This is a genomic window from Nonomuraea sp. NEAU-A123 (genome assembly GCF_018603905.1).
In the GTDB taxonomy this organism is placed as follows: Bacteria; Actinomycetota; Actinomycetes; order Streptosporangiales; family Streptosporangiaceae; genus Nonomuraea.
The window spans coordinates 598,286-611,999 of sequence record NZ_JAHFZZ010000001.1; the positions used below are offsets into that span (position 1 = coordinate 598,286).

Genomic DNA, 13,714 nt, shown 5'->3' on the forward strand with positions numbered 1-13,714 from the left:
CGCGGTCCCGCTACCTCGCCCGCGCTCAGTGGCCCTTGTAGACGGCGGGCCGCTTCTCCTTGAAGGCGCGGGCGCCCTCGCGGGCGTCCTGGGAGCCGATCACCGGCCAGCCGATCTCGTCCGACACCTTGAGCGCCTCCGGCTCCGACAGGTCGAGCGTCTCCCGGTACGTACGCAGGATCGCCTGCACGGCGAGCGGGCCCGAGGCGGCGATGTCGTCCGCGATCTCCCGTGCCACCGCCAGCGCCTGCCCATCCGGTACGACCCGATTGACCAGCCCCATGGACAGGGCCTCCGCCGCGGTGATGGCGCGGCCGGTGAGCAGCAGGTCCATGGCGTGGCAGTAGGGGATCTGCCGGGGGAGGCGGATCGCGCTGCCGCCCATGGGGAACAGCGCCCGCTTGGCCTCGAACAGGCCGAGCGTCGACGACTCCGCCACCACCCGCAGATCGGTGCCGACCAGCAGTTCGGTGCCGCCCGCCACCGCGTAGCCCTCGACCGCCGACACGATCGGCTTGGTCGGGAGGTCTTCGCGCAGCAGGCCCTTCCAGTGGAAGTTGGGGATCTGGGCGGCGCGGGCCTGCACCTCGGTGTCCGTCGAGGGCTGTCCCATGGCCTTGAGGTCGGCGCCGGCGCAGAAGGTGCCCTCCGCGCCCGTGAGGATGGCGGCCCTGACCTCCGGCTCGGCCGACACGTACGCCCAGGCCGAGGCCAGGCCGATCAGCATGTCGGAGGAGAGGGCGTTACGGGCCTCCGGCCGGTTCATGGTGACGATCACGACATGGCCGTCGCGTTCCACCCGGCAGTGGGGGGTGCTGATCGGCAGGAGCTCCACGGACGCCTCCAGGTAACGAATCAAGCGCTTGTTAGGCAGCGATCCTACCGCGTGGAGGGCACGCGGACGAAGATGACGGCAGGACCACGATCAAGCGCTTGCTACAGCCTGGGCGCCGGGATACGCTGCCCAGGCAAAACGAGAACAAGTTCTTGTTTATCGGGGCCTCGGACCACCTGAAGAGGAGTTTCGATGGGCACGCTCGGTTTCTGGCGGCTGGCGCAGGCGGATCCGGACTGGATCGCCTCCGTCGATCCCGACGGTACGGAACACCGTGCGGGCGACCTGCTGGCCCGGTCGAACCGGCTGGTGCACGGCCTGCGCGCGCTCGGGCTGAAGCCGGGAGACGGCATCTGCGGGCTCGTGCCGAACGGCGTGGACGGGCTCGTCATCTACCTGGCCGCGTTACAGGCCGGCTGGTACTACACGCCGATCAACTGGCACCTGACCGGACCTGAGATCGCCTACATCGTGGCCGACAGCGAGGCCCAGGCGTTCTTCGTGGACTCCAGGTACGCGGTCGAGGGCGCCAGGGGCGCCGAGGCCATCGCGGCTGAGCGGCGCTTCGCCGTACAGGATGCTGATATTCCGGGATTCCGGCGGATCAGTGAGCTGACCGACGGGCAGCCGGACACCGCGCCTCCCGACCGTACGGCCGGGCTGACCATGCACTACACCTCGGGCACGACCGGCAAGCCCAAGGGCGTCCGGCGGCCACTGAACGGACTCGATCCGGACGACGCCGCCGAGATGCTGTCGTTCCTGCCGGGCCTGTTCGGCATCACCCGGGGGCAGCCGAACGCGCACCTGATCACCTCGCCGAACTACCACACCGCCGTCACCCAGTTCGGCGGCACGGCCCTGCACATGGGTCACACGCTGGTCTACATGGACAAGTGGGACGCCGAGGAGATGCTCCGGCTCTGCGAGAAGTACCAGGTGACGAACTCGCACATGGTGCCCACGCACTTCAAGCGCCTCCTGGCCCTGCCGGAGGAGACCCGCCACAAGTACGACCTGTCCTCGCTCAAGTGGATGATCCACGCGGCCGCCCCCTGTCCAGTGCCGGTGAAATGGGCGATGTTCGAGTGGTGGGGCGACTGCGTCTACGAGTACTACGCGGCCACCGAGGGCGGCGGCACCCTGGCCACGCCGGAGGGCTGGAAGGCGCACCCGGGCACGGTCGGCTCGGCCTGGCCGATCAGCGAGCTGCTCATCGTGGACGACGCGGGCGAACCCGTGCCGACCCGGACCCCCGGGACGATCTACATGAAGATGCTCGGCACCGCGTTCGAGTACAAGGGCGACCCCGCCAAGACCGCCGAGAACCGGCTCAAGGACCACTTCACGGTCGGCGACATCGGCTACCTGGACGAGGACGGCTTCCTCTACCTGTGCGACCGCAAGGCCGACATGATCATCTCGGGCGGGGCGAACATCTACCCCGCAGAGATCGAGAACGAGATCATGATCCATCCCAAGGTCGCGGACGTGGCGGTGTTCGGGATCCCGGACGAGGACTGGGGCGAGCAGATCAAGGCCATCGTCGAGCCCGCGGCGGGCTCGGCGGCGGGCCCCGAGCTCGCGGCCGAGATCCTCGCCTCGCTGGAAGGCCGCCTGGCCCGGATGAAGTGGCCCAGGTCGATCGACTTCATCGAAGAGATGCCCCGCGAGCCCAACGGCAAGCTGCTCAAACGCAAACTCCGCGCACCTTACTGGGAGGGACACGACCGTGCCATCTGAACCGCTGGTGGCGGAGCACGTACTGGAGTTCCCCGGTGGATACGCGCGCACGACCGGGCCGGTGATCGGGCGGTTCCTGACCGAGCTGCGCGGTGGCCGGATCGTCGGCGTGCGGACCGCCGAGGGCAAGGTGCTGGTGCCGCCGCTGGAGTACGACCCCGCGAGCGGCGAGGCCGTCACGGACGAGTTCGTCGAGGTCGGGCCCGCCGGGACCGTGACCGCGTGGGCCTGGGTGGCCGAGCCGCGCGACAGTCACCCGCTCGACCGGCCGTTCGCCTGGGCGATGATCAAACTCGACGGCGCCGACACCGCGCTGGTGCACGCGGTCGACGCGGGCAACGCCAAGGCGCTGCAGATCGGCAGCCGCGTGTGGCCCGTCTGGCGGAGCGAGCGCACCGGTCACATCAGCGACATCTCCTACTTCGCGCCGGAGGTCACGAAGATCGTGTCCAACGTGCGCGCCGACTACCGGCTGCAGGTGGGCGGAGGGCTGCTGACCTTCCTGGAAGGCGTCGAGCGCGGCGTGTTCCTCGGCGGCCGGTGTCCGACCTGCGACAAGGTGTACGTCCCGTACCGTGTCTTCTGTCCCCAATGCGGCGGCCCGATCGGCGACCAGCTCGAAATACCCGACACCGGCACGATCACCACGTACGCCATCAACAACCTGCCCGACCCGCGCGCCCCCGAAGTGCCCTTCGTGTCCGCGTACATCCTGCTCGACGGGGCGGACATCCCTATGATCGCGCTCGTCGGCGGCGTCCCGGCGCACGAGGTGCGGCAGGGCATGCGGGTCAAGGCCGAATGGGTGCCCGAGGACAAGCGGACGAAGTCGATGGCCAACGTCCGATGGTTCGCCCCCACCGGCGAGCCGGATGTGGAGCTCTGATGCGTGAGGTAGCCGTCGTCGCGTTCGCCCAGACCCGCCACACCGACCACGACGGCGGCCTGAGCGAACCCGAGCTCATCCTGCCCGTCATCAACGAGGTCAAGGAGCTGACCGGGCTGAAGAGGTTCGGCTTCACCTGCTCGGGTAGCTGCGACTACCTCGCGGGCGCGCCGTTCTCGTTCGTCTCCGCCCTCGACGCGCTCGGCGCCTGGCCGCCGATCTCCGAGAGCCACGTGGAGATGGACGCCGCCTGGGCGCTGTACGAGGCCTGGGTACGCCTCCAGCACGGTGACATCGACTCCGCCCTGGTGTACGGCTTCGGCAAGTCGTCACTCGGCGACCTGCGCAAGATCATGACACTCCAACTGGATCCCTACTACCTGGCGCCCCTCGGCCTCGACCAGCTCTCCTTCGCCGCCCTGCAGGCCAGCGCCGCCGGCGCCGACAGGAAAGAGCTCGACGAGATCGTCCGGCGCAGCCGGGCCGACGGCCGGAACAACCCGTACGCGCTCGACCTGCCCGAAGACGTCACCGACGAGTACGCGGTCGAGCCGATCAGGACAGCGGACGTCGCCCCCATCACGGACGGCGCGGCGGCGATCGTCCTGGCGACCGGGGACCTGGCCAGGGAGCTGTGCGCCAAACCCGCGTACATCAGGGGCATCGCGCATCGAATAGAGCCGCATTACCTGGGTATGCGGGACCTGGCCCGGTCGGCCTCCGCGGCCGACGCCGCACGTGCCGCGGGGGTCGGCAAGGGTCCCGTCGAGGTGGTCGAGCTGCACACCCAGTTCGCCCACGAGGAGCCGATCCTGCGCCGGGCGCTGGAGCTCCCCGACGGCACGGTGATCAACCCGTCCGGCGGCCCGCTCGCCGCCAACCCGGTCATGGCCACCGGCCTCATCCGCATCGGCGAGGCGGCCCGGCGCATCCACGACGGCACGGCCGCCCGCACGGTCGGCCACGCCGCCGGCGGCCCCTGCCTGCAGCACAACCTTGTGACCGTCCTGGAGGCATGAAAATGGGCAACAGGTGTGCCGTGATAGGCGTCGGCCAGACGTACTACACGACCAAGCGCAGGGACGTGTCGATCGCCGGCCTGGTCCGCGAGGCGGCCGTCAGGGCGCTGGACGACGCCGGGCTGACGTTCAAGGACATCGACGCGGTCGTCATCGGCAAGGCGCCCGACCTGTTCGAGGGCGTGATGATGCCCGAGGCGTACCTGGCCGACGCGCTCGGCGCGGCCGGGAAGCCGATGATGCGCGTGCACACCGCGGGCAGCGTCGGCGGCTCCACGGCGCTGGTCGGCGCGAGCCTCATCCAGGGCGGCGTGCACGACCGGGTGCTGGTCGTGGCCTTCGAGAAGCAGTCGGAGTCCAACGCCACCTGGGCGCTCTCCACCCACCTGCCGTTCAGCGCGTCGCTGGTGGTCGGCGCCGGCGGCTACTTCGCGCCGCACATCAGGGAGTACATCCGCAGAACCGGCGCGCCCGAGCACATCGGCACGCTGGTGGCGGTCAAGGATCGGCTGAACGCCCTCAAGAACCCCTACGCCCACCTGAAGATCCCCGGCATCGACCGGCGGATGGTCGAGTCGACGCCGATGCTGTGGGAGCCGATCCGCTACCTGGACACCTGCCCGTCCAGCGACGGCGCCTGCGCCATGGTCCTGTCGTCGGAGTCGGCCGTCACCGGCACACCCGCCTGGCTGCACGGTACGGCCATGAGGTCCGAGCCGATCTTCCGCGCCGGACGCGACACCGTCAGCCCGGACGCGGGCAAGGACTGCGCCGCCGACGTCTACCGGCAGGCGGGCATCACCGACCCGCGCCGCCAGATCGACGTGGCCGAGGTGTACGTGCCGTTCTCCTGGTACGAGCCGATGTGGCTGGAGAACCTCGGCTTCGCGGCCGAAGGCGAAGGCTGGAAGCTCACCGAATCGGGAGCCACCGCCCTCGACGGCGACATCCCGTGGAACGCCTCCGGCGGGGTCCTGTCCAGCAACCCCATCGGGGCGTCGGGACTGATCAGGTTCGCCGAGGCCGCGCTCCAGGTGCGCGACATGGCGGGGGAGCACCAGGTGGACGGCGCCCGGCTGGCGCTCGGCCACGCCTACGGCGGGGGAGCCCAGTTCTTCGCGATGTGGATCGTCGGACGGGAGAAGCCCTGATGGAGTTCAACCACGCTGACCTGTTCGAGGGGATCGCGGACGCGATCGGCGACCGGGTGGCCGTCATCTGCGACAACGAGCGCCGCACCTACGCCGAACTGGACGCCGAGGCCAACCGGATCGCCCACTACCTTCTGGAGCTGGGCATCCAGCCCGGCCAGCACGTGGGGCTGCACCTGTACAACAGCATCGAGTACATCGCCGGGCTGCTCGCCGCGCTGAAGATCCGCGCGGTGCCGATCAACGTCAACTACCGGTACGTCGAGTCCGAACTGCTCTACCTCTACCGGGACTCCGACATCCGGGCGCTGATCTACGACGTGGAGTTCGACGCGCGGGTGGCGGCGGTCGTGGGAGAGGCGCCCCTGCTGAACCACCTGATCTCGGTCGGCGGCCAGTCGTCCGTCGCGACCGCCGTGCCGTACACCGAAGCCCTGCAACGCGGCGCGCCCTCGCGCGGCTTCGAGCCGCGCTCCGGACAGGACGTCTACATCATCTACACCGGCGGTACGACCGGCATGCCCAAGGGCGCGATGTGGCACGTCGAGGACCTGTTCATGGCCTTCGGCGGCGGCAACCCGTACGGCGATCCGCTCCCGACGCCGCAGGCGGTGGTCGACCAGGTGACTCAGAAGGAGCCCATGGTGATGATGGCCGCCGCGCCGCTGATGCACGGGGCCGCGCAGATGGGCACGTTCATCAGCTGGTGGATGGGCTCGACCGTGGTCTACGTGCGCCGGTTCGACGCCGACACGGTGTGGCGGGCCGTCGGGCGCGAACGCGTGTCCACGATCACCATCACCGGCGACGCCATGGCCAGGCCCATGGCGGAGGCGATGGAGACAGGCGACTACGACGTGTCCTCGCTCATCGTGATCAGCTCGACCGGGGCCATCCTCACCGGAGCCGTGCGCGACCGGCTCCAGCGGGCCCTGCCCAACATCATGATCCTGGACAACTTCGGCTCCACGGAGTCCGGCTTCACCGCCTCGGGCGTGGCGGGCTCCTCGCCCGAGAAGGGCCTGCGCTACCAGCCGAACGCCACATCCGGGCTCGCCGTGCTCGACGAGAAGCTGCGCCCCGTCGAGCCGGGCTCGGGCGAGCTGGGCACGGTGGCCAAGTCGGGGCGGGTCGCCTTCGGCTACTACAACGACCCGGAGAAGACCGCCCGTACGGTCGTCACCGACGCCGGGGGCACCCGGTGGCTGCTGACCGGCGACCTGGCCAGCGTCGAGGCCGACGGCACCGTGAACGTGTTCGGACGCGGGTCGCAGTGCATCAACACCGGTGGGGAGAAGGTGTTCCCCGAAGAGGTGGAGGCGGTGCTCAAGGGGCATGAGGCGGTCTTCGACGCCGTGGTGACCGGGATCCCGGACGAGCGGTGGGGCAACCGGGTGGCGGCCGTGATCGAGGCGCGCGAGGGGGCGGGGGTGACGGCGGACGAACTGGACGCGCACTGCAGGCAGCGCTTATCGGGGTACAAGGTGCCTCGTACGTACGTGTTCGTGGACGAGATGGTCCGATCACCGGCAGGCAAGGCCGACTACCGATGGGCCCGCACCCAGGCGGAATCCGGCGGCGCGTGATTCCTGGGTTCAGCGGCTCGTGTAGTGGCCCAGATCGCGCTCGACCTGGGCCGCTTCGTCGGTGTGACCTGCCTGCTTCAGCAACTCCAGCCGGCCGCGCAGTACGTCGCCCAGCATGGCGCCAAGATCCCCGTCACCGGTGCTGTCGCGGGTCAGCAGCAGTCCGCGTAACAACCGGTCGGCCGTGCGCAGCGCGTCCTCCGCCGCCTCGTGGTGGCCCAGCTCCGTCCGGCAGAAGCCGAGCTGAGCGTGGGCCACGGCGCTGAGCAGATCGTCCTCGATCACCTGGGTACCCCGATGCAGCACGACGCTGGCCTCCAGCGCCCGCCCCGCCTCGATCAACGCGTCCCCGAGCATGAGCATCCCCTTGGCCAGCTGCCCCTTCAGAACCGGATCGCCGGCCGCGAAACGTTCCAGCGCCGCCACCGCCTCACCCAACGGCCGCACCGAGTCGGCGTGCCTGCCCTGCAGGGCGAGGGCGGCGCCCAGCGACATCCCGGCCACGGCCCGCCCGGTATGCACCCCGGCCGCGTCAACCCCCTCAGCCAGCAGCCCGTCGTAGACGGCGACGGCCTCCCTGGCGTAGCCGATGGCCTCATCCGTCCTGCCGTCCGCCAGCAGGCCGTCCACCAGCACGGTCGCCGCCTCGGCCGCCAGCAGGAGCCGGGCCGGGGTGGGCGGGAGCTTCTGGAAGGTGTTCACGGCCTGGGTCAGGTGGACCATGGCCTCCTGCTGCCTGCCATACCCGTGCAAGACCATCCCCCGCAGCTGAGCGGCCCTCGCTTGGACAGGAAGCAACGCGACCCGCGCCCGCTGCTGCTCGGCCTGTGACCAGGTGATGGCCTCCAGCGCGTCGCGCGGCCGATCGAGCGCGGCCAGCGTCGCGCCCAGCACCGCGTACGTCATGGCCGCGACAACCGGCTCGTCCAGCTCGTCACAGAGATCGGCGGCCCGCTCGACATGCGCCAGAGCTTCAACGCTCCGATGCCGCCCAAGCAACGCACGGGCGTAGACGCACAGGGACCGCACCAGCATGCCGCGTTCTTCGTCCTCAACGGCGTCGCCCAGCAGGTCGATGGCCTGCTCAACGGACGCCGTCCCGGGCCGCCCCAACTCGTACTCCAGATCTCCCAGCACCCCCAGCGCGAGCCCGAGCCGACCTCGATAGCGATCGGGATGGACCGCGGCCAACCTCCGGAACACCCGAACGCCCAACTCCGCCCCGGCCACCTCACTGTCACCCGCCGCCACCGCTCCACGGACGAACGCGTCGAGGCACTCACCCAGCGACTCGTACAGGTCACTCCACCCACTCAGCGGCGCCCGCTCCTCGGCCACCTCAAGCGCCTCGACAGCGGAGACCAGATACGGCACAACCTCCTCGAACCGCCCGTCAACACCCTCTGCCTGCTCGTACGGAAGGGTGGCGGCGAAGATCTCGGCCGCCTCCGCCGAAGCCTCCTGGGCCTCGCCCACTCTGCCCACTGCCACCAGCCACACCGTCACCTCGACCAGCGCACCGGCCAGGGCGATCCGGTCGCCGCCGGCCCGCAGATGCCCGACCCGGAGCTCGGCCAGCGTCGCCTGCGATCGGAGCGCAGCATCAAGCTGATCACCGAGGCGGGATCGGATCGCGGTGCCGTGCTCGTCGCCGACCCCCGCGGACGGCTCAGCCGCCGCCTCCAGCAGGTCGCCGAGCCGACCGGTGAGCAGCGACCGCAGCGCCGAACGTACGGCAGGCCGCTCGCTCGACAGCCGTAAGACGTCCAGCATCTGCACCAGGTGCCCGGCCGTCCTGGCGGGATGGTCGTATATGGCCAGTACCAGCGCGGCGAGGCCCTCGGTCTCGGCCAGAAGCTGCTCAGCCACGACCTCCGGCCCCAGAGGCGCCAGCCCAGCCTCAGTACCTCCAGGACCGACGGGCGGCAGGGGCGAGGAGGTGCCTGGGAAAAGCCTGGTCAGCCAGTCGCCCAGGGCCAGTCTGCGGTCATGGGCCTGGGGCACCGCCGACAGCAGTTCGTGCAGCTCTTCGCGGGTAGGCGTGGTGAGCGTGACCAGAGCCACCGCCTGCCGGGCCGTCGCGGCGTCCACCGGCTCGTGCCCGTCCGGCCATACCGTCATCCACTGGTCCAGCTCGTACATCAGGAACCGGCTGAGCAACTCCCCGTCCGCCGCGACGTCGTCCCCCCGCAGCCGCATCAAGGCAGCCAACTGTAACCGCAGCGGATCGTCATACCCCGGATCACCGACATCGGGCAGAACAGCCCGGGGCGGTGCGAATGCCCGCATGGCCGCCGCCGCGTGCGCGACACGCTCGGCGGCCGTCAGCGGACGGCGGCCGAGCTGGACGGTGATGGGGAGCAGCCCTTCCGACGGGTCGGCTGCCATGCACAGGCGTCGCCACCACTCGCCGTCGGTGGATTCGCGGGTGAGCAGCAGGATCCTGACCCGGGGACGGTGCCTCTGGCCGGCCAGGTGCCGGACGAGCTCGCCGATGGCCGCCGCCGACGGTTCCGGGTGGTCGAGGGCGAGGAGGGTGGGGCGGAGTACGTCGAGGCCGGTGGCGCGGCGCGGGTCGGGGAGGAAACCGGCTTCCCATCCGACCGCCGTGAGTTCGGTGCAGAGTTCGCCTGCCAGCCGGGTCTTGCCCATGCCGCCCGCGCCCGTCAGCACCGCGATCGACAGCGGGCTCGGGTTGTCGGCCCAGGCGCGCAGGGCCGCCCGTTCCTCGTCGCGGCCCAGGAAGGGGACGACCGCGTGGTCCGGCGTCAGCAGCGGCCAGTCGGGGCAGTCGGGCGGCAGCGGTTCGCGGGCGGGCAGCAGCAGGCTCGACAGGGGGAGCAGGCCGTCGTGACCTGCGTAGACCTCGACAAAGCACTCGGCCCCGAGGCGGTGCGATGGCCTGTCCATGGGGCCCGCCTAGTCGCTACGTCCCGATGTGTCGTCCTCGACGAGGGTGCCACCACTATCGCATCAGGGATCGCCCCCGGGCAGGGAATTGCCCCGCTTGCTAGGCCTTCTCGCCTGTGAGCAAGGCCGCCAGGCCGAGGTAGACGAGGCCGCTGCCGATGTCGAGGCGGCGCCGCGCCCGCGTGGAGCGGCGGACCCGGCCGGCCAGGGCCGAGGAGAGCAGGGCGTATGTGCCGTCGGTGGTCATGCCGAGCGCCATCCACAGCAGTCCGAGCACCAGGATCTGCGGCGCGATCGGACCCGCCGCCGGGTCCGTGAACTGCGGCAGGAACGCCAGGAAGAAGATGGCCGTCTTGGGGTTGAGCACGTTGACCACGAACCCCTCCCAGAACATCCGCCGCCTGGAGTGCACCTCCACCTCGGCCGCTTCCTCGGCGGGGGCCCGGTTCATCAGCTTGCGCACCCCGAGCCAGACCAGGTAGACGACGCCTCCGTACTTGATCACGGTGAACGCCGTGGCCGAGGCGGCCACCAGCGCGCTGATGCCCAGCGCCGCGGCGATCACATGCACCACCGAGCCCGTGTGGACGCCGAGCACCGAGACCAGGCCCGCCGACCTGCCTTGCGCGACGCTCCTGGTGACGATGAACAGCACCGCGGGACCCGGCACCAGGAGGAGGGCGAGGGTGGCCGCGCAGAAGAGAGCGAACGTCGCGAGATCCGGCATGTCGCTCATGGTAGGCGTACGGCCCTCAGCGCGGTCAAAGGGGTTTCCGCGCGAACGATCGGACGCTCTCCAGCAGAGCGGACAGCACCGCCTCGGTGGCCGGTGGGTGGGGCGGGTCGCCGTAGACCGCCGCGTACACATGCCTGGTGGACCCCGGGATCGCGGCCACCTCCACATCCGGATGCTGGTGCGCGGAGAGCGCCAGCCCGGGCAGCATGGTCAGCCCCATGCCCGCCGCCACCAGCGCCTGCACGGCAACGATGTCGTCGCTGGTGAAGGAGATGCGCGGCTCGAACCCGGCCTTGGCGCAGAGATCGAGCAGATGGCTACGACACCGGTCACACCCAGCGATCCAGGAATCACCGGCATGTGATCTCAAATCCCCGGAAACGGTAGAAGACACCAGATAGCTGGGGTCGTCGAGCAGGTGGATCATCTGGATCCCCGGGTCCTCGGGCGCCGTGTCGTCGTAGCGGAACATCACCGCCACATCCACCCGTCCCGCCCGCAGCAGCCGGAGCGCCTCCGGCGGCTCGGTCTCCGTGAGCTGCAGTCGCAGCCCGGGATGCGAAGCCTCCAGCCGGGTGGCCGCCTTGGGGATGAACGTGCCCAGCGCGGACGGGAACGCGGCCAGCCGGGCCCGCCCCGAACGGAGCCCCACGTGCGCGGCGAGCTCGTCGGAGGTGGCGTCGAGGCGCCCGATGATGTCGGCCGCCCGCGCGGCGAGCAGCTTGCCGGCCTCCGTCAGCCGGATGCCGCGTCCCACGCGCTGTACGAGCTTGGCGCCGGTCTCGGCTTCGAGGCGCGCCAGGTGGTGGCTGACCGACGGCTGCGAGTAGTGCAGCTCCTTGGCGGCGGCGGTGAGCGAGCCCCTGCGCGCGACGGCGACGAGCACGCGGAGCCGTACGACATCGAGCATTCATCAATCATATCTATTGATGAGCCAAAAGACTTCTGTTGGACCTATGGATCGAAACGTAGCACGGTAGAAGGAGAGAGCGACTTTCAGGGAGACGACATGGAAACAGTCCTGATCCGGCCAGGGCTCGACGACCTCGTGTCGGATATCAGCGACATCACCGCCCGGGGTCTCGCCCCGCGGGAGACCGCGTTCGCGGTGGCGGACCTGCTCCGGCCCCGGCTGTCCAGGCTCGACCTGCTGACGCCGGCGGAACGAGTGGGATCGCCCGACACGTACGTGTCCCAGGCGCTGTACGCGAGCGACGACTTCTCCGTCGTGGCGGTCGTGTGGCGGCCGGGCCAGTTCACGGTGATTCACGACCACGTGTCGTGGTGCGCGTTCGGTGTGATCAGCGGGATCGAACACGAGACGCTCTACCGGGACATGGGAGATCACCTGCTGGAGATCGGGCAGGCCGCCAACCTGCCGGGCGAGGCGAGCGGGTTCGCGCCGCCCGGCGACATCCACAAGGTGATCAACGTGAGTGACGAGGTCGGGGTGTCGGTGCACGTGTACGGTGCCGACGTGAGCCGGCTCGGCAGCAGCGTGCGCCGGGTCTACGACCTGCCCGTCAGGTAGTCCTCCAGGTGCCAGTCCCAGGCGCTGCCACCACCGCCGTGGATCAGTACAAAGGTCGTCATGTCTGTATGGACCGGTCGGCGACGGGAAACTCATCGATGAGTTTCCCGCACGCGGGTGGTCTGTATCCATGTACGCCCATCAAGGAGAAGCGATCATGGAACCGATCACCGAGCTGGACGCCAGATACAGCGCCGAGAGCGCCACCGCGACCGGGTGGGCCGAGGCACGCGACACCCTGGAGCGGGCCCAGACGTTCTGGCTCGCCACCGTCCGCCCCGACGGCAGCCCGCACGTCACGACCCTGCTGGCCGTCTGGCAGGACGGCGCGCTCTGCTTCTGCACTGGCGCGGGCGAGCAGAAGGCCCGCAACCTGGAGTCCAACCAGCGCTGCACGCTCACGACCGGCACGAACTCACTGGAAGAGGGCCTGGACGTGGTCGTGGAGGGTGTCGCGGAGCGGATCACCGACTCCGGCCGGCTCAAGCGGCTCGCCGACGCCTACGAGGTCAAGTACGGCGGCGGCTGGCGCTTCGAGGTGGGCGACGACGCCTTCCTGAACTCGGGCGGCGACCGGGCACTGGTGTTCGCGGTGACCCCGGTCAAGGCGTTCGGCTTCCGCAAGGGCCACTTCAGCCAGACCCGCTGGAGCTTCTGAGCCTGGCCGCACTGGGGCTTCCCGCACGGCTACGCTGAGCCGTATGCCCGCACAGCGCCCCAGGCGGGCGGACGCGCGCCGCAATCACGACGCGGTGCTGGCCGCGGCCAGGAGACTGTTCGCCGAGCGCGGCGTGGACGCGCCGCTCGACGACGTCGCCCGCCTCGCCGGGGTCGGCAACGCCACCATGTACCGGCACTTTCCCACCCGCCAGGACCTGATCATCGCCGTGTACGCCGACGAGGTGACGGAGCTGTGCGAGAGGGGCGAGGCTCTGCTGGCGGCCGATCCGCCGGGCGACGCGCTGCACGAGTGGCTGGGCGCCTTCGTCGAACACGTAGCCGGCAAGCGCGACCTGGCGCTGGCCCTCCCACGGGACGGCTCGGCGCTGTTCGGCGAATGGCACGAGAAGATGCTGGCCACCGCATCGGCACTGCTCACCAGGGCGCAGGACGCGGGCGAGGCCCGCGCCGACCTGACCGTCCGCGAGCTGATGACCCTCGCCAACGCGATCGCCCTGACCGGCACGGGCCAGTCCGCACGGCTCCTCGACCTGCTCAGGTACGGAACCGTCGGCGAACGCTGAACGGGCCGTAGCGGGAAAAACTGTACACTTGTTGAGATCTCGCAAGTGGTCCTTTACTCTCAGCCAGAGGCGC

At 70.1% G+C, this 13,714-nt stretch carries 12 protein-coding genes; 8 read left to right on the forward strand and 4 right to left on the reverse strand.

Annotation, left to right across the window (positions count from 1 at the left end; translation table 11 throughout):
* Nucleotides 1–25: 25 nt before the first annotated feature.
* Nucleotides 26–835: a crotonase/enoyl-CoA hydratase family protein gene (locus KLK06_RS02780; RefSeq protein ID WP_214633645.1), complete on the reverse strand. Its 810-nt coding sequence runs from the start codon at nucleotides 833–835 to the stop codon at nucleotides 26–28.
* A 192-nt stretch (nucleotides 836–1,027) separates the two neighbouring features.
* On the opposite strand from KLK06_RS02780, the gene KLK06_RS02785 reads away from it, so the two are divergent.
* Genes KLK06_RS02785 through KLK06_RS02805 form a run of 5 tightly spaced genes read left to right on the forward strand, consistent with a single transcriptional unit; the run spans nucleotide 1,028 to nucleotide 7,220 of the window.
* On the forward strand, nucleotides 1,028–2,578 hold the full coding sequence (locus KLK06_RS02785; RefSeq protein WP_214633646.1) for an acyl-CoA synthetase: 1,551 nt from the start codon (nucleotides 1,028–1,030) through the stop codon (nucleotides 2,576–2,578).
* Nucleotides 2,568–3,464: an OB-fold domain-containing protein gene (locus tag KLK06_RS02790; RefSeq protein WP_308168076.1), complete on the forward strand. Its 897-nt coding sequence runs from the start codon at nucleotides 2,568–2,570 to the stop codon at nucleotides 3,462–3,464. Before KLK06_RS02785 ends, KLK06_RS02790 begins: the two co-directional genes overlap by 11 nt.
* Nucleotides 3,464–4,483 carry a thiolase domain-containing protein gene (locus KLK06_RS02795; protein ID WP_214633647.1) on the forward strand — a complete coding sequence of 340 codons (1,020 nt, stop codon included), beginning with the start codon at nucleotides 3,464–3,466 and terminating at the stop codon, nucleotides 4,481–4,483. The genes KLK06_RS02790 and KLK06_RS02795 overlap by 1 nt, the downstream gene beginning before the upstream one ends.
* A 2-nt stretch (nucleotides 4,484–4,485) precedes the next feature.
* Complete coding sequence (locus KLK06_RS02800; RefSeq protein WP_214633648.1) at nucleotides 4,486–5,634, forward strand: thiolase domain-containing protein; 1,149 nt, start codon at nucleotides 4,486–4,488, stop codon at nucleotides 5,632–5,634.
* A complete protein-coding gene (locus KLK06_RS02805; RefSeq protein WP_214633649.1) occupies nucleotides 5,634–7,220 on the forward strand; it encodes an acyl-CoA synthetase in 1,587 nt (528 codons plus the stop codon). The genes KLK06_RS02800 and KLK06_RS02805 overlap by 1 nt, the downstream gene beginning before the upstream one ends.
* A 9-nt stretch (nucleotides 7,221–7,229) precedes the next feature.
* On the opposite strand, the gene KLK06_RS02810 is transcribed toward KLK06_RS02805, so the two are convergent.
* The 3 genes from KLK06_RS02810 to KLK06_RS02820 all read right to left on the reverse strand — a co-directional run bounded on the left by KLK06_RS02810 (nucleotide 7,230) and on the right by KLK06_RS02820 (nucleotide 11,776).
* On the reverse strand, nucleotides 7,230–10,130 hold the full coding sequence (locus tag KLK06_RS02810; protein WP_214633650.1) for a tetratricopeptide repeat protein: 2,901 nt from the start codon (nucleotides 10,128–10,130) through the stop codon (nucleotides 7,230–7,232).
* Nucleotides 10,131–10,230: 100 nt separating this feature from the next.
* Nucleotides 10,231–10,857 (reverse strand): LysE family translocator, encoded by a 627-nt coding sequence (locus KLK06_RS02815; protein ID WP_214633651.1) that lies wholly within the window; start codon nucleotides 10,855–10,857, stop codon nucleotides 10,231–10,233.
* A gap of 34 nt (nucleotides 10,858–10,891) precedes the next feature.
* Entirely contained in the window at nucleotides 10,892–11,776 is an 885-nt protein-coding gene (locus KLK06_RS02820; protein WP_214633652.1) for a LysR family transcriptional regulator, read from the reverse strand.
* A 99-nt stretch (nucleotides 11,777–11,875) separates the two neighbouring features.
* Here KLK06_RS02820 and KLK06_RS02825 point away from each other — a divergent pair, with 99 nt between their 5' ends.
* The 3 genes from KLK06_RS02825 (at nucleotide 11,876) to KLK06_RS02835 (ending at nucleotide 13,641) form a co-directional block, all read left to right on the forward strand.
* Nucleotides 11,876–12,397: a cysteine dioxygenase family protein gene (locus KLK06_RS02825; protein ID WP_214633653.1), complete on the forward strand. Its 522-nt coding sequence runs from the start codon at nucleotides 11,876–11,878 to the stop codon at nucleotides 12,395–12,397.
* A gap of 157 nt (nucleotides 12,398–12,554) precedes the next feature.
* Nucleotides 12,555–13,055, forward strand: a complete 501-nt coding sequence (locus KLK06_RS02830) for a pyridoxamine 5'-phosphate oxidase family protein (protein WP_250904758.1) — start codon at nucleotides 12,555–12,557, stop codon at nucleotides 13,053–13,055.
* A 43-nt stretch (nucleotides 13,056–13,098) separates the two neighbouring features.
* Nucleotides 13,099–13,641 (forward strand): TetR/AcrR family transcriptional regulator, encoded by a 543-nt coding sequence (locus tag KLK06_RS02835; protein WP_214633655.1) that lies wholly within the window; start codon nucleotides 13,099–13,101, stop codon nucleotides 13,639–13,641.
* Nucleotides 13,642–13,714 lie beyond the last annotated feature (73 nt).